Origin of the sequence: Bacillus sp. FSL M8-0063 (assembly GCF_038005545.1) — a bacterium.
GTDB lineage: Bacteria > Bacillota > Bacilli > Bacillales > Bacillaceae_G > Bacillus_A > Bacillus_A wiedmannii.
On the sequence record NZ_JBBOTJ010000001.1, the window covers coordinates 2,889,054 to 2,904,693 of the forward strand.

At 32.2% G+C, this 15,640-nt stretch carries 14 protein-coding genes and 1 pseudogene; 5 read left to right on the top strand and 10 right to left on the bottom strand.

Features of this window, described 5'->3' with window-relative positions:
* Positions 1–78: 78 nt before the first annotated feature.
* Positions 79–612, bottom strand: a complete 534-nt coding sequence (locus MKX31_RS14590) for an NAD(P)H-dependent oxidoreductase (protein WP_064475984.1) — start codon at positions 610–612, stop codon at positions 79–81.
* Positions 613–736: 124 nt separating this feature from the next.
* Here MKX31_RS14590 and MKX31_RS14595 point away from each other — a divergent pair, with 124 nt between their 5' ends.
* Together MKX31_RS14595 and MKX31_RS14600 are read left to right on the top strand one after the other, a co-directional pair.
* A complete protein-coding gene (locus MKX31_RS14595; protein ID WP_064475902.1) occupies positions 737–1,060 on the top strand; it encodes a winged helix-turn-helix transcriptional regulator in 324 nt (107 codons plus the stop codon).
* Between the two features lie 1,560 nt (positions 1,061–2,620).
* Positions 2,621–4,074 (top strand): annotated as a pseudogene (locus tag MKX31_RS14600) (FAD-dependent oxidoreductase).
* A 230-nt stretch (positions 4,075–4,304) separates the two neighbouring features.
* Here the strand turns inward: MKX31_RS14600 and MKX31_RS14605 are convergent.
* From MKX31_RS14605 to sigI, 4 genes are all read right to left on the bottom strand, one after another.
* Positions 4,305–4,685: a hypothetical protein gene (locus MKX31_RS14605; RefSeq protein WP_088047110.1), complete on the bottom strand. Its 381-nt coding sequence runs from the start codon at positions 4,683–4,685 to the stop codon at positions 4,305–4,307.
* A gap of 384 nt (positions 4,686–5,069) precedes the next feature.
* Positions 5,070–5,336 carry an ArsR/SmtB family transcription factor gene (locus MKX31_RS14610; RefSeq protein ID WP_048560064.1) on the bottom strand — a complete coding sequence of 89 codons (267 nt, stop codon included), beginning with the start codon at positions 5,334–5,336 and terminating at the stop codon, positions 5,070–5,072.
* A gap of 183 nt (positions 5,337–5,519) precedes the next feature.
* Positions 5,520–6,914, bottom strand: coding sequence for an anti-sigma-I factor RsgI family protein (locus MKX31_RS14615; RefSeq protein WP_340981041.1), 1,395 nt, complete (start codon positions 6,912–6,914; stop codon positions 5,520–5,522).
* Complete coding sequence (gene sigI, locus MKX31_RS14620) at positions 6,907–7,629, bottom strand: RNA polymerase sigma factor SigI (protein WP_048543735.1); 723 nt, start codon at positions 7,627–7,629, stop codon at positions 6,907–6,909. Before sigI ends, MKX31_RS14615 begins: the two co-directional genes overlap by 8 nt.
* Positions 7,630–8,138: 509 nt before the next feature.
* Here sigI and MKX31_RS14625 point away from each other — a divergent pair.
* Positions 8,139–8,381: a hypothetical protein gene (locus tag MKX31_RS14625; protein WP_081257307.1), complete on the top strand. Its 243-nt coding sequence runs from the start codon at positions 8,139–8,141 to the stop codon at positions 8,379–8,381.
* 32 nt (positions 8,382–8,413) lie between these two features.
* On the opposite strand, the gene MKX31_RS14630 is transcribed toward MKX31_RS14625, so the two are convergent.
* Positions 8,414–8,692, bottom strand: a complete 279-nt coding sequence (locus MKX31_RS14630; RefSeq protein WP_229135873.1) for a hypothetical protein — start codon at positions 8,690–8,692, stop codon at positions 8,414–8,416.
* 558 nt (positions 8,693–9,250) lie between these two features.
* Here MKX31_RS14630 and MKX31_RS14635 point away from each other — a divergent pair.
* Positions 9,251–9,547, top strand: coding sequence for a hypothetical protein (locus tag MKX31_RS14635; protein WP_002142559.1), 297 nt, complete (start codon positions 9,251–9,253; stop codon positions 9,545–9,547).
* Between the two features lie 1,400 nt (positions 9,548–10,947).
* On the opposite strand, the gene MKX31_RS14640 is transcribed toward MKX31_RS14635, so the two are convergent.
* Positions 10,948–11,691 (bottom strand): M15 family metallopeptidase, encoded by a 744-nt coding sequence (locus MKX31_RS14640; protein ID WP_088047176.1) that lies wholly within the window; start codon positions 11,689–11,691, stop codon positions 10,948–10,950.
* Between the two features lie 286 nt (positions 11,692–11,977).
* Here MKX31_RS14640 and MKX31_RS14645 point away from each other — a divergent pair, with 286 nt between their 5' ends.
* Entirely contained in the window at positions 11,978–12,232 is a 255-nt protein-coding gene (locus MKX31_RS14645; RefSeq protein ID WP_064475909.1) for a SunI/YnzG family protein, read from the top strand.
* A gap of 177 nt (positions 12,233–12,409) precedes the next feature.
* Here the strand turns inward: MKX31_RS14645 and MKX31_RS14650 are convergent, their stop codons facing one another.
* The 3 genes from MKX31_RS14650 to MKX31_RS14660 form a co-directional block, all read right to left on the bottom strand.
* Positions 12,410–13,042 (bottom strand): ATP F0F1 synthase subunit alpha, encoded by a 633-nt coding sequence (locus MKX31_RS14650; protein WP_064475910.1) that lies wholly within the window; start codon positions 13,040–13,042, stop codon positions 12,410–12,412.
* Between the two features lie 834 nt (positions 13,043–13,876).
* Positions 13,877–14,899 (bottom strand): sensor histidine kinase, encoded by a 1,023-nt coding sequence (locus tag MKX31_RS14655; RefSeq protein WP_064475911.1) that lies wholly within the window; start codon positions 14,897–14,899, stop codon positions 13,877–13,879.
* Positions 14,896–15,567, bottom strand: a complete 672-nt coding sequence (locus tag MKX31_RS14660) for a response regulator transcription factor (RefSeq protein WP_000720526.1) — start codon at positions 15,565–15,567, stop codon at positions 14,896–14,898. Before MKX31_RS14660 ends, MKX31_RS14655 begins: the two co-directional genes overlap by 4 nt.
* Between the last annotated feature and the right edge of the window lie 73 nt (positions 15,568–15,640).

A 15,640-nucleotide genomic window follows, 5' to 3' on the forward strand; every position in this document is an offset into this window, starting at 1 on the left:
TTTACTAAAGATTACACTTAGTGAATATAAATTCACTAAAAATAGCCATCTACTTAACAAGTAAATGGCTATTGCCTCTTATATATTAGAATACTCCTTATTCATCACATAGCGCACATACTCCGGTGCACTTTTATCAATCTCTTCATCACTTAATTTATATTCGGCACCATATAAATAAAATGAAGGTATAAATTTCATATCTGTATATAAGCAAGTAGCTTGAAATGGTTTCGTTAACTCATCCATTGTAATTCCGCTATTTTCATAGTCTTTTTCTAATCCACCTATAGAAATAGCTACACCAAACTCTTTTCCCTTCACTTTATCCCCTTTTGATCCGTACGCAAATCCATATGTTAATACATCGTCAAACCATTTTTTCAATAATGGTGGTGAGCTGTACCAGTAGAGTGGAAATTGAAATATATATCGGTCGTGTTCTACTAACAACTTTTGTTCCTCTTCCACATTAAACTCCCAATTCGGTGCCACTTTATACAATTCATGCACCGTAATTTCATCCGAATATTTCTCAATTTCTTCAATCCATCTTTTATTAATTTTTGATTTTTCAATATCAGGATGTGCTACAATTACAAGTGTTTTCATCATCTTCCATCCCCTTTATAAATTAATCAACCCTTTACGTATTAGTATGAATGAGTCACATATAATTGAAAAGTACGTACTTTAAAGTGCTATAGGAACCTTAAAGTACCTGTGGAGGTGTTATATGAATCAAAATGAAGACTGCCCAATTGCAACGACACTCGATGTAATCGGCGGAAAATGGAAAGTTCATATTTTATGTGTTTTGATGGATGGAAAAATGCGAACAAATGAAATCCGAAGAGAAATCTCAAACATTACGCAAAAAGTTCTGACTCAACAACTTCGGCAACTTGAAGCTGATGGGATTATCCATCGTACTGTATATCAAGAAGTACCACCAAAGGTTGAGTACACAATAAGCGAATACGGGAAATCTTTAATGCAAATTATGGATGAACTATGTGAATGGGGAAAAGATCATCAAATGAAAAGATTACATGACTAACAGAACATTACCATCTTTATTAAATCTGATACATTCATATTAGTAGTTCAATATTTCTATTGAAATTTTATATTAGAGGTACTCCAACAACTCGTAATTTAGAACCTCAAATCTTTCAAAAGTAAAAAACAATAACATTCATCTATAAATACTCTTTATAACAAAAGTATCCTATACTTTTTACCTTATATTTAACTCGGACACTTTTTATTAATTGAACCGCATCCTAGTTGTTAGACATACAGTCGACAATTTGAGATGTGGTTTTATTATGACTAGAAAAATACGGGTTATCTCATAGTCATAGTAAAACATCATCACTGCATTTAACACTATATATATATTGATCACCGCTAATCCTTTAAAATATCCCCTTATGAATGTATCCTTTTGCGAATTATAGCAATAACAAATATAAATTACCGGTATAATAATCTGAAGTGGAATATGCACAAATATCAGGACTTTCTACAATCCTAGTTCTACATGCTCCATATAATTAACAGCAATCATAAGTGATAGATGGACTACAATTGTGTCCTGTTTTCGGAATTCACTTCATATAAAGGAACATCTTGAATAATGATTATTTTAATACCACTCTTTTCTTAACTGTCGCTCTAGTAACTGGTCGATGGGGTTTCTTTTTTGGGAGCTTAATGGCTAGTTTTATTAGTCGGATAACAGCTCTCATCAACTTTAAAAATTATGACTGCAGACAAAATACTTTGCAAAGAGTGCCTGTACAAGACGTTTTTTTACATAGACTTACCAAATAGCGTTTTTATTAAAAAACTTCTCACATTTAAATTGGACAAGCATATTTTATTGTATGGGGACTCCCTACTCATAGAAAACTACCTTTCTATTCTAAGAGCACGCATATTTGTGTGCTCTTACATTATTTACAATAAAATAAAGAGTTTATTAATTTTCTTAATTCACTATCGGAAAAGTACCCATAATAATATCTTTATATTTATCTATTGTTTTTTGATTTTTATAAAACTATATTATTTTGGAGTTGGTTAATACGTTACAAAAAACTGGCCGTGTAATCATTATGGTCCCTCCATTTTCACAAGTGTTTGTTACATTTTACTCATCATCAGGAGAACTTCTTTCATCACAAGTCTTATCTAATACCTCTCCACATCCTGTATCAATGTATGCACTTAATGAAATTGAAAGCGAATTATTTGAAGTCGAGTTAAAACCACTACTACTTCATTAAAACTACGAATAGCGGAAAGACCTTTACAACTCCCACATGGAACTACAACAGTAGCATTTTTAGCAAAAATAGCACAAGCAGAAGAAGCTGCAGCTTTTAATGCAAACGCCATTACATATCAATGCTACCCAATGGCTACTGCTGTAGACACGCTATATAGCTTTAACTACACACTTACTATGTAGACTTCTCCTAGGAACTTCATTTTAGTTTCTAAGGAAACTAAAATGAAGTATACTTATATATGTACAATAGATAGCATTTATAAATCTATTTACAATTTTTCACATTAGCTCTTAAACAATTAAATAAATGGAGGGCATGATATGGACAATTATTATGATGTAGCGGTAGTTGGTGGTGGTCCAGTTGGACTTATGGCAGCATGTGAATTAGCTATCCAAGGCGTAAAAGTTGTTGTTTTAGAGAGAAGATTAGACAGGGTACGAAATTCTAGAGCACTCACACTACACCCCCGCTCCTTAGAATTGATGGCTATGAGAGGTATTGCAGATAGATTTTTAGCTAGAGGAAAGAAATTAAATACAAGTCATTTTGCTGCCTTAGATACAAGATTAAACTTTAAAAATTTAAATACTGATTTTCCATATACACTTTTTATTCCCCAATCTATTACAGAAGAAATATTAGAAGAACATGCATTAGAATTAGGTGTAATCATTAAACGCGGGCATACTCTGAAAGACTTAAAACAATATGAAACATTCGTACAACTAAAAATAGAACAAAGAGAAACAATATATAAAATAGAAGTTCCATATGTAATAGGAGCTGATGGAGCAAGAAGTATAGTTCGTGAATTATCAAATATACCGTTTAATGGAACAAACACAACAACTACTGCTATATTAGGTGATGTTATTTTAGAAGATATACCAGATACTCCATTTTTATCTACTTCTAATATAAATGGGATATTAATGATGGTACCTATTAAACCTGATGTATTTCGTTTTGCAATTGTTGATCCTAAAAATCAGACAATACCTGTTCATGTTGCTGTTACAGAAAAAGAGTTTATAGATAGTATTTATAGTATTACAGGTGAACATCTTCAAATTAAGAGCACAATATGGCTTTCTCGTTTTGGTAATGCAACCAAACTAGCAAATACTTATCAACATAAGCGTGTATTCTTAGCAGGGGATGCAGCACATATTCATTTCCCTGCTGGAGGACAAGGTTTAAATGTAGGTCTACAAGATGCTTTTAATATAGGCTGGAAATTAGGACTCGCAATAAAACAAAAAAAATATGAAAGCCTATTAGAAAGTTATCATATTGAAAGACATGTTGTGGGAAAACAATTTTTCAAGGAAGTACAAGCGCAAGAACAATTAATGATAAACTTTTCAAACGCAGGAATGGAATTAAGGGATTTATTTTCGCACCTACTTACATACCCCGAGATAAATCACGATTTATCTCGGGGTATGTAAGTGGCTTAGGGATAATGTATTCGTCGATGCACGATACAGAAAGGCATCCATTGATAGGAAAAAGATGTACAAATCTCACTATTTCTTCTCTAAATAAGAAAAGTTATAGACTCTTTGAATTAATGCAGGATGGTAAATTTATCTTATTAATACACCCTTCTTATATAGATAAGATAAATAAAATAAATATTGATTCACACATAAAGGTGATAGTAGGAGAAATACAAGATCCCAAGTTAAAAAATATAGATACCGTTTTGATTCGACCGGATGGTCACATAGCCGACATTGAGTATAACAAGGTAGATAATTGCGAATAGTCCAGAAAAATGATTATCAATTGTATTAGTGATATAAGATAAATTCACTTTTATAAAACGAAGAGAATCCTATTTATTTAGGACTCTCTTCGTTTTGCCCATCTCACTATTTATAAAAACATATCTACAGGGGAAGAAACACTACATTTACAGTTAACTATAAAATCCCGTTCCAAAGGACTACCCAAAACTCCCCACCTACATACTCTCATGATCATAAATATTTGTCTCTATTTCATATAAAGTATTATAAGCATCCATAAAGATAAAGCACCAAGGATAGCAAGCACTATACGAGTAGATAGTACCCTTACTTCGAAATCGGTTTTCTTGGATGGTTCAGGATATGCAATTACATAAATCCCTTTTAATAGTGCGAGCCATGCAATCAGTGTAATGAGTCCCTGCCAATTAAGTGTCCAAACATTATGCAGGATAACAGTACCTAATCCTAGGAAAATTGATAGAAAGCCATACATAATTCCAAATCCTCTGTCTTCTACCACTAATTTTTTCAGTTCACGTAGTACAGATGGTCGCACAAAAAGTATTCCTGTGATGATAACCGTTACCCATCCCCAAAAAAAACCTAAAAAAAGGCTTACCTCCATTGTTATTCCACTCCTTTCAATTACATTTATATTTCAGTTATTTTCCCTTTAGTATTAGATCTATAGATGAAAAAACTAAAAATGTAACTTTGGAGTAAAGTCGTACTCTTTATAAAATATTTCATGTGTACATAAATAATCCTTCACCTTACTAATTTTTAATAAAATAATATTAAATTTAACAAGGTGAAGATCATACAATATTATTAAATAAATAAAATAAGCTAATTAAGAAGTATAACAAATTAATAACCAGTCTACATACAACTTATGTTAGTAAGAAAATCACACACACTTATACATATTACTTTTGTATAAAATCTTAAAAATTGTAGTCATAAACTTACTTTAGCATCCTCTTCTTAATGTCTAGACAATCAGTATTTAAACTAAACATGCTAGTATTGATTTTGTGCGATTGTCAGTTACCTCATAATAAATTTCTAACCCTTTCCGAGTACCTGTAACGACTTTCGTAGCTTTTAGTTTAGATAAATGTTGACTAATTGTACTTTGAGGCATTTGTAACATTTCATACATTGTCGTTACGTTAATAGGACCTTTTGCAAGCATTATTTTTACTAATGATAAACGGACAGGATGTGCTAATACCTTCAATATTTCAGTGATTTCTTCATACATTTCTTTCATATTTTTTCTCCCCTTTTATATAAACATTAATGATATCCATATATATAATTCGAAAGGATATACGATTTTATGTCCGTCATTTTAAAAAAATGTTAAAAAATATCTTCAGATGGAAGGAATCTCTCCTCCGTTCAATATTCTATAGATTTTCTTTCACTAAATATTATGTGGTAGGAGCCTTCCTTACTGAGACCCTCTGCCATTCTTCTCTTGCTGATTTCCATTATTCCCTTGGGAACCTCTTCCGTTGTTCTCTTGCTGGTGTCCATTATTTCCTTGCGAACCTCTTCCGTTGTTCTCTTGCTGGTGTCCATTATTTCCTTGCGAACCTCTTCCGTTGTTCTCTTGCTGGTGTCCATTATTTCCTTGCGAACCTCTTCCGTTGTTCTCTTGCTGATTCACATTATTTCCTTGGGACCCTCTTCCGTTATTCTCTTGCTTATTTCCATTATTCCCTTGCGAGCCTCTCCCGTTATTCTCTTGCTGCTTCGCATTATTTCCTTGTGATCCTCTTCCGTTATTCCCTTGCTGCTTCGCATTATTTCCTTGTGATCCTCTTCCGTTATTCCCTTGCTGATTCACATTATTTCCTTGCGAACCTCTTCCGTTATTCTCTTGCTGATGCCCATTATTTCCTTGCGAACCTCTTCCGTTATTCTCTTGCTGGTGCCCATTATTTCCTTGCGAACCTCTTCCGTTATTCTCTTGCTGGTGCCCATTATTCCCTTGCGAGCCTCTTCCGTTATTCTCTTGCTGGTGCCTATTATTTCCTTTTATCTGCTTCGGTTGTTGTTCCTTAGATTGCTTTTGTTCTATATACTCTTTCTTCTCGTTACTTTCTTCTTTTACAGGAGATGCGTCCGATGATGCATCAGAAGACGACTTTTGTTGTTCTTGATTAGACGGCGTTTCAGATGGAGTAAGCGATTTTTTCTTCTCATTCTCTTGTTTTATATAAACGCCCGTTCCAACTCCTGCTTTCTCGGCATCCTCCCGCATTTGCATCGTACTGCTTTGATATTCGACTGTAACATGTTTTATCTCATACTCTTTCTTTAATTCCTGCATAACCTTTTGCAACTGTGGTTCTAGCAACTTGTCCTTTGCAACAGCTGTTAGCATAACTTGCTTATCATTCGTTAAATACTTATCCTCTTGACTTTGCTTTATAATCGTACGTATTACGTCTTGCAGATGTTTATTTTCCCATCTTTTCATTTCTTGTAAAATACGCCTTCCATCATCATTACGAGCCCGCAAATCTATAACACGAAGATCCTTCGTTACGCTCGCCTCTAAACTTGGATTTATATCAACTGAGACATAAGCAAACACTTTTTCTTCTGGTTGATTGTAAAAAAACAGCAATACGCATAGAAAACCAGCAACAATTACTGTTGTAGGCTTTAAGAAAGGTGGTATGGAAAAACGCGACGCTCTTTGTTCTTGTTTGTTAAACGAGATTTCCTCTCCTATCATGTATGGGTGCGCTTTTCTTTTAAATGTAATAAACTCTCCATTTGGAGTCAAAACAACTACGTTATGCTTTTTTATATCCATCACAATTCCTTTATTCATCATGCTTTTCCCCTCTTATATAATCAAGAATGTATGTATAGTTGTTTGCAAAAATAATACTCATCGCAATAATGTATTTTCTATGTCGTTCCAACGTTTTACGACTTACCCTAACAAGTGGTTCAATATGTTTTAGGGGTAATCTTTTCTTACGGAACAGCTCTTCCATCATTTCCTCTTCTTTTATAATAATCTTCACAATTTCTATTAGGTGCTCACGCGTATCACGATGCTTAGGAGATTCTTTAGCAAGCTCTGAAAATGTAATTTTAAACTCAGCTAACACACTTTGAAAATGAAGAATTTCCTCCTTACGGTTACTATTTTCGATTTCTTTCATATACTCCGTAAGCGATACTTGCATTTCTAACATTTCCTCTTGCTCATCTTCTTTTAAAAAGACAAAGTTATGCTTAGACTCCTTACGTATATAGTCAATTACATCTCTTTTTATAAGAAGATCAGCAAACGCTAGAAAAGATTTCCCTCTTTTATATGAATACTGTTCAATTGCTTCGTTAAACGCAAACAGTCCAATACTATATTCATCATCCTGTTCTGTAATATATCGGCGACAGACAGACGATATGGATTTTCTAATAAAAGGCTGATACTGTACGATAAATGCTTCCTTATCTCCTCCGTTGTTTTGTATGTTATATACGATATCTTCTATTTTCGGTTTTCTTAGGATCTTCATTACTAAACTCAACACTAGTAATCTTCCAGCCTCCTTCTGCTTCAAATAGCAAAATGACCACTAAACAAGTGACCATTTAACCACATTTTCTTAGTACTTTTCTTTGGGCTTGTCTACTTGCTATTACTCATATTTTTCGAGGCCGATTTTTTATATGACTATTTTTTCCACTTGTACTAAAGTGAAGTCTGTATTTTGTACTGCTTTCTTGTTTTCTTTTGCAATACCACTTGCTCTTTTCTATTTTAGCCGCAATCTTTGAATAACTCTTCGCTATATTTTTGGTAATTTTAGCTTTTTCTTTCATTTATTTTCTTCTACTTTACATATATTCGAAGGAACAAATAATTTTATGGGGGTCAAAAAATTTTTTTTTATAAAATAGTTATTTTTTCAAAAATAAAAACCATCAATTGGAAGAAAATCGTTATAACTCCTCCTTATGGTAATTCCTTTGTAAACCTTTTTATTTAAATGTATAACTGTATCTAAAGTCTAAATTTTCAGAATAACAGGACCGCGTCATGAAAAGTTTTGGTACGTTAGTAATCTCTACCGTCATTTCAGCAGGCTTAGTGTATTATAATATCGATTCCTTTTATAATACATTTACATCCGGGAATACATATTACTGGGTAAACGGTATCCTAGCTGCTGGATTCCTTATATCCTTAATTATCAACATAAAAGATATCATCAAGAAAAACTACACAACTTCTGAATCAAATTATGGAGCCTATTATGGTTCCTTTTTCTATGCAAAATAAAAAAGCAGCTGTTAAGCTACTTTGAATTCTTCTTATCCCCAAATGAAATGATATATATATTCTCCCGTTACACGTTCATTAATTCCAGCGATCCTAGCGAATCTCATTAAGTCCGCCCCTTGAAGAAAATACACCGAGATCGTAACTGGTACTTGTGACCACATGAATTGATAAAGCTCATTCATTCTCTGATTCGTCGAAACGATTAAATCATTTACAGGTCCATGATTCCATGCAGAGGTTTGAACTGAAGTGAACGGAAGGTCTTTCCCATTAACCACTATTCTTACCACACTTTGAGTTATGTCCATAACAATCCCCTCCACCATTACAGAATTTAGACCTGTTTCTATACTCATATTCTTGATTAATAATAAATGTTTAAGGCAACCCCCTATTTTCATTTCTACTCAAGAACAATTTATTTGATAAAATAAAAAAGCAGCGCATTCGCTACTTTAAAATGTCCATTTTGTTCAAATTCACGTTTAATGTGTACTAATTTATGTTTTTTCTTCTAAATAGACCAACGATATATTATAATCCTCTATATACCCAAGGAGGTTTACCATGCTTAATTTTCATAAAACATTCCCCATCTTAGGATTCTTTTGGTTTTTATACGGTTTCATTGGCCTCATCTTTTTATTACTATTCCTTAGCCTGTCGTAACAGCGCTTATAAATATATGTTTAATGTATAATTTCTATATAACAAAGAAAAAAGCATTCATGTCCCATTGTTATTCCTCGCTTTTTATTAAAAGGATTATTTTGTTAAAAAATTGATTCTAATTTATAACCTCTATCTTTTTCTTTTATTTCCCATTAATATTGAGTAAAACTATTTTGAAAACATAGGAGAAAGCTATGAAGCATAACCTCAATCTATGGTCCTTTATATGCTCTTTGATTTGCGTTGGACTATTCCGTTTATATTTTGAAATTCCACTTGAATTATTCAAATTTTTCACGGATTCATTACACATTCACCCTTTATTTATATTACTAGTTTTAACAATAGGAACTTTTTTTGCTGGCATTATAGGATTTTCTAAGATGAATAATTGGATTGCGATGCTTAGGAGTGTAGCAACAGTCTTACTAACATTGTTATTATCAGTGTTTTTAACACTAACTTTGATTGTGGGTTATGCATTAAGTTAAACGTAGTTTTTTATGAGTAAAACTCAATATTCCGTCAATAATATAGATGACATTAGATTTTTCTCTTTGTTCCCCCTTGGAGATGAGCAGTTAGTTTTTGCTAACTGCTCTTTTATTTATAACAAAGATAAGATTCTTTAGAATGATTCTTCTTTATTTCTCAATATAAGGAGCCTTGGATTTTCATTAAAACTCCTGTAGTATATGAACAAAGAGTAAGGTAAGAGTTACTCTTTGCCATTTTAGGAAAGGTTCTGTTGGAAACAACAGGACCTTTTTTTTGTAAAGAGATGGTTTTGTTAAATTTCTCACCACTAACCACAAAAAATATCTTATAATCATTATATAATAAATTAAAATAATTGATTAGGAGTAGATCAAATGCCAGTTACACTAGAACTTATTCTTTTCATTCTTCTAGCAATTAGCGCTATTGGCTATTTAGTAAAAGAATTTCAAAAAACTAGGAAAAGAACACTTGGAATTTCACTAGAATTCTTGGTTCTTTTCTGGTCAATATGGAGAATATCGACTATCATAATCTGATTTGTAAAACATGAATTCCTTCGAATAAAAATCAATATTATGTCCATAATGTTGATAGGCTGTATGCCAAAATCCATTTAGTTTTCTCTGTATCTCCTTGTATTGAGCAGTTAGTTTTTGCTAGCTGCTCTTTTATTTATGAAAAAAGATAAAATTTTTTATAATGATTCTTCTTTATTTTTCAATATAAGGAGCCTTGGATTTTCATTAGCACTCCTGTAGTATATGAACAAAGAGTAAGGTAAGAGTTACTCTTTGCCACTTTAGGAAAGGTTCTGTTGGAAACAGCGGAACCTTTTTTCGTGATTTTAAGGTACTAAGGCAAAATGAAATATTTACCACGAAGGTAATTGTTAAATATTTTACGCTTATACAGTATAATGGGATAGTTATTGTGTATTGGCATTAAGAGGAGCGTCCTGATTAAGCGCTTCTCTTTTTTTATAAAATAGCTCCAAATTACTTGGACACATTTACCAGTTTATTCAACACAAATATCATGTTAAAATCCCTTTTGAATACGACATAACTCAACTTGGTGAAGCCCTGTAATATTTCCTGTAGGGCTTCTTTTTTTACAAGCAGTTATTTCATTAAGCTGGCTACCTTGTTGTGCAAAATAACGATTTTGTTCACTTTTTTGATACATTTATAAAACATTCATATGTTATCTTCAGTAAGTTCTATTTCCTTTATAATATTGTGTGAAGTATACCAACGAACGAAGCCTAAAAAACTCTAATAAAGTAATGAAAAAAACTAATTTCTCTACAAAACATTGAGAAATTAGGCTTTTTAATAGAAAAAGTAGCATTCATAAACAATGAATACAGTTTAACTCTTCAATTCTATTTTCACAGATTCATATATTCTTCTAAAGTTAGTTTTTCTTTATATATATTTTTAGCAATATCTCCTACGTAGCGTACATGCCAAGGCTCATAAGCATATCCAGTAATATTCTCTTTACCTTTTGGATAACGGATGATAAATCCTGCACGATGTGCGTTATCTTTTAGCCATTTTCCTTCCTTCGTATTTGCAAAGGCTAGCTCTAGCTCATTGTTTGCACTTTTAGAAGAAACATCCATCGTTAATCCTGTTTGATGTTCACTATGCCCTGGCTTTGCAGAGAAGCGATCCGTATGCTCTTGCCCTTTCTTTTTAACATTGTTGGCATACAGGCCTTTTTGATACTCATAGGAACGAAATCCTGAAACAGCATTCAACTGGATCTCATCTTGCTTAGCTAAAAGGAATAGTTTTTCTAACGCTTCTGCTGCTTCTTTACGAAGATGACTCTTTTCTACCGTTCCACTAAATGAGAACGGTACATTTGGTACAACTAAATCCTCTGGCATATAGTCTTCGGGTAAACCATATTCCTTATTTACTACAGCCTGTACACTAGCAAAAGAACTTGCTATCTTATTTGAAGTCCTATTTTGCTTACTATTTTTTTCTTTATTTATGGAGTTTTCACTAGTTTCATAGTTTGTCTTATATGGTTCTTTACCAATAGATATATTGGTATAAATGATAAAGATACCTAACATTACTACTATACAAGTTAAGGTTCCTACTAATTTAAGTCTCATCATTCATTTCCTTCCTGCAACTGTTACTGTTACTGTTACTGTTACTGTTACTGTTACTGTTACTGTTACTGTTACTCATTCATCATACTTCAACCATATCAAATCCATATTAATTCCCTGTGAACTTTTCTTCATAACGTATTCCTTAATAGATTGATAGTATATCTTCCCGTTCTTTTGGCACCCTTAAAATATCCGCTCTATTCATACATGTAGAAATATAATCTAAAAATTTGTATAATAAGATAAGAAGTGTAGCATTCTATTATAGAAAGGTCTTGGTATAATGCTAGGTATTGATGTCAAAAAAAAAAAAGAAGAGTTAATTATTTCATGGCAATTTGCGGAGGTCACGATTCCATTACGTGATGTAATCGAGGTTGCCGAAGATGATACCTATGCGGGTGTTGAAGAACCAAGTGCAATCCGTATCGGAACAGCATATGGGACAACTGATCGTATATTAATTAGAACTGTAAAACAAAATTATGTATTATTTACTACAAACAAAGTGTCAATTTTAAAAGCTATTCTTGCTTAAATATGGTCATATAAATAGACTCAAACAAAGTTCGAATAAAGCAAAAGAGAGAAGTCATAGAATAGACTCCTCTCTTTTGCTTTATTCGAAATAAATTTTATAATCCATACTCACTTCAGTATAGATTTTACAACATAAGTACGTCTTACTGTTTCGATTCTAATATTACTAATCTTATTAAGACCAAATCCACACATCATCATTATTTTGAGTGCTATTGTTTATCTCATGCACTTTTTCGATATGATCAACTGTGTTGTAATTAATAGAAATGCCGCCCCAACCTACATACTTCATATCAATTTTCACTTTCTCACCCGTTTTAAATACTTGCCCCTTTGTTAAGAACACGTCAATAACATCTTTCTCCCCATTTTGTGATGGATACTCAACTACGACATATGTAGTCGCACTGTCTTCCATCGTACCTACTTCTGATACTTCACCAATCACATAATCAGGTGAGCCATTTTCTTTTAAATGCATACCTAATTTGTTTGTCGTATTCTCAACTTCTGTTGCAACCATATATTCCGTGAAGTTACGCATCATAGATCCAGTTGCTTTTACTTCGTCTCCTACTTTCACATTTGAAAGATTTTCTATATACACACTAACTGGTTCTTCGTATTGTTTAGATTTCACAACAATCACACCATGGTCCACTTCTACTACGCGTCCTTCTAACGTCGAGAAATTCGTTTCAATAGAAGCTGCACTCGCTTTTGTTGCTTCTAATCCTGGTAGATTTGTTCCTGATAATGCTGCGAATCCTAAAGCACCTGCTAAAATTAATTTTTTCATACCCATTCTATAACATCTCCATTCATGATAATTGTATTTGTTTGATTGGTATCGGCCAACCTGTAACTATTATAGTTACAGGTTGGCCAGAATTGCAACCATTTTATTGATGCAATCTTACATACTACATTTTCGCAATATATCTATGTAATTTTCTTATGCCTGCTTCTAACTAACAAAAAATAACTTGATAAGGTAATTAAAAGACCTTCTATTTACAATATAATCCTCGTTAGAACACAATAATGCAAACAAAAATATGCCCCCCAGATTTGTCCTCAGGTTTTGTTGAGTTTAAATTAAAGCCTACTTCTCCCTGATGTTTCCCCTTTTTATTAAGTACTTCAAATCTACCATGTTGTGTATCTAAAGCATAAAGATATTACATTGTCTAAAAAGGGCGTAGTACTGGTGTATTCAAAGGAAAGTTAATTAAAAACAGATGGATTCTAATGAATTGTGTACAGTTTAGCAGTATATTATGAACATTATCTTAAGGATAATGGTATCACTTTATTCAGTATGTTGTTTCTTGTTTTTTCGTTGGTAGGTTTACAATAAAGAGACGATAGACATGTCTCACCTGCATATGAACATAATCGGACCCTGTTTTACTGTAGAAGTTTAAACAGGCGAAGTAACACCCTCGAACAATCGCGGGTGTTTTTTTATATTGTATGAAATGGATAAAGAGCATAGCCTTTAATTAAATATACCAATACATTAATTGGCTAAATAATACAAACGGTATGAAAAGAATAGAATTTCTACTCTTTTCATACCGTTTTACATTTGTTCATAAGTATCATATGAGATTCGTGGGAAGATGGCAGCATTTCTTTATAAATAAGACTCAAAAGTTACCATACCTGATAAAGGAAATATTAATGTAACTCTAGTTCCTTTATTCATTTCAGATTCAATGCCAATTTTCAATCCTAATTTTGAACACAGTTTTTCGCATAGATACAAGCCCATTCCTGTACTTTTGCTAAATCTCCTTCCATTCTCTCCAGTAAATCCTTTTTCGAAAACTCTATTTATATCTTTAGGTATTATCCCTACTCCATTGTCCTCTATGGTTACTATTACTGAGTTAGCTTTCTTAATTGAATATATACGTATCATTGATTTTTTGTTATTTGAGTACTTTATGGAATTTCCTATTATTTGATTAATAATAAATTCAATCCATTTCCCATCACTATATACAATCTCATCAATATCCTGTATATCTAATTTTATTCTCTTATGAATAAAATCTCTATAATTTCTTTTAATTACAGTTCTTACTACATCATCAAGGTTGATTGGTTTTATAATATAGTCCTTACCGACATTATTGCTTCGAGAATAATACAGCACCTGTTCTACAAACCCTTCGATTCGATCCAATTGGGAGTCTATTTTATTAGTTACTTCATTTTGATTATTTTCAATTATTAGCTTTGTAGAAGCTATCGGCGTCTTAATTTCATGTACCCATGTTTCTATATATTCCCTATAATCCGATTGCATATCTCTATAATATTTTACATTTTCATGCATATCTCTACTTACTTCTTTCAGTATAGCGTTAAGCTTTTCCCCATGTATAAAGTTTGATTCCTTTACTACCTCTGGAAGTAGGTATTTTTTCTCCAACTTTTCTAATATGCCATTAATCTCATTATAATAATTTTTACATTTTATAAATTCTATAGCCATATATATAATCAATGGAAAAAACCAAATACAAAAGACAAAGAATATTATAATGAACTGAACATTCACAGTCAGCAATATACCTGCTAGTATAATAAATAACAGTACATTAAATAGTATTACTACCATTTTATCTTTAATAAATTCACCTATATTCATGGCATTATATACCCTAAGCTTCTTCTTGTTGCAATTGGATTTTCTATACCTATCTCTTCAAGCTTTTTTCTTAATCTATTTATATTAACAGTTAAGGTGCTATCATCCACAAAATAATCAGATTTCCATAAGGTTTCTATGAGTGAATCTCTTTTTACAATATATCCGCGATTATTTATTAAGCATGAGAGTATTTTAACTTCATTTTTAGTTAACTCTACAGACTTGTCTTGATAAGTAACTGTTGCATTTGAGAGATTTAAATTAAAATCTCTATAAATTAAGATATGATTCGTCTTTAAATCTCCAGATGTTCTTCTTAAAATGTTTGTTACTCTTGCTAATAGTATTTCTGTATTATAAGGCTTTGTTATAAAATCATCTGCTCCTAAATTCATACTTATTAGTTCATCTACATCACTATCTCTGCTTGTAACCATGATGATTGGAACATCTGAAGTTTTACGTATTTCTCTGCATATATAATAGCCATCGAACACAGGAAGATTTATGTCTAGTAATATAAGGTCTACATTCTCACTTTCTATATGTTTGATAATATGATTAAAATCTGTGGGAGCCTTTACTTCATATCCATACTTTATAAAAAAATGTTGTAATTCTTCTCTGATGATTTCGTCATCTTCAATCAGAATGATTTTTTTCATGACTTTTCCCTCCCTATACAGAATATAAGGCTATTACATCTTGAGAAACAAAGTGTAATAGCCCTAATAAGCA

What these genes read in the sequence shown, in the direction of transcription:
- MKX31_RS14630 (WP_229135873.1), bottom strand. Translation starts at nt 8,692, where the DNA reads ATGGACATAACTCAAAGTGTGGTAAGAATAGTGGTTAATGGGAAAGAC.
- MKX31_RS14660 (WP_000720526.1), bottom strand. Translation starts at nt 15,567, where the DNA reads ATGAAAAAAATCATTCTGATTGAAGATGACGAAATCATCAGAGAAGAA.
- MKX31_RS14645 (WP_064475909.1), top strand. Translation starts at nt 11,978, where the DNA reads ATGCTAGGTATTGATGTCAAAAAAAAAAAAGAAGAGTTAATTATTTCA.
- MKX31_RS14595 (WP_064475902.1), top strand. Translation starts at nt 737, where the DNA reads ATGAATCAAAATGAAGACTGCCCAATTGCAACGACACTCGATGTAATC.
- MKX31_RS14590 (WP_064475984.1), bottom strand. Translation starts at nt 612, where the DNA reads ATGAAAACACTTGTAATTGTAGCACATCCTGATATTGAAAAATCAAAA.
- MKX31_RS14610 (WP_048560064.1), bottom strand. Translation starts at nt 5,336, where the DNA reads ATGAAAGAAATGTATGAAGAAATCACTGAAATATTGAAGGTATTAGCA.
- MKX31_RS14605 (WP_088047110.1), bottom strand. Translation starts at nt 4,685, where the DNA reads ATGGAGGTAAGCCTTTTTTTAGGTTTTTTTTGGGGATGGGTAACGGTT.
- MKX31_RS14655 (WP_064475911.1), bottom strand. Translation starts at nt 14,899, where the DNA reads ATGAATATAGGTGAATTTATTAAAGATAAAATGGTAGTAATACTATTT.
- MKX31_RS14615 (WP_340981041.1), bottom strand. Translation starts at nt 6,914, where the DNA reads ATGAATAAAGGAATTGTGATGGATATAAAAAAGCATAACGTAGTTGTT.
- MKX31_RS14625 (WP_081257307.1), top strand. Translation starts at nt 8,139, where the DNA reads ATGAAAAGTTTTGGTACGTTAGTAATCTCTACCGTCATTTCAGCAGGC.
- MKX31_RS14635 (WP_002142559.1), top strand. Translation starts at nt 9,251, where the DNA reads ATGAAGCATAACCTCAATCTATGGTCCTTTATATGCTCTTTGATTTGC.
- MKX31_RS14650 (WP_064475910.1), bottom strand. Translation starts at nt 13,042, where the DNA reads ATGGGTATGAAAAAATTAATTTTAGCAGGTGCTTTAGGATTCGCAGCA.
- MKX31_RS14640 (WP_088047176.1), bottom strand. Translation starts at nt 11,691, where the DNA reads ATGAGACTTAAATTAGTAGGAACCTTAACTTGTATAGTAGTAATGTTA.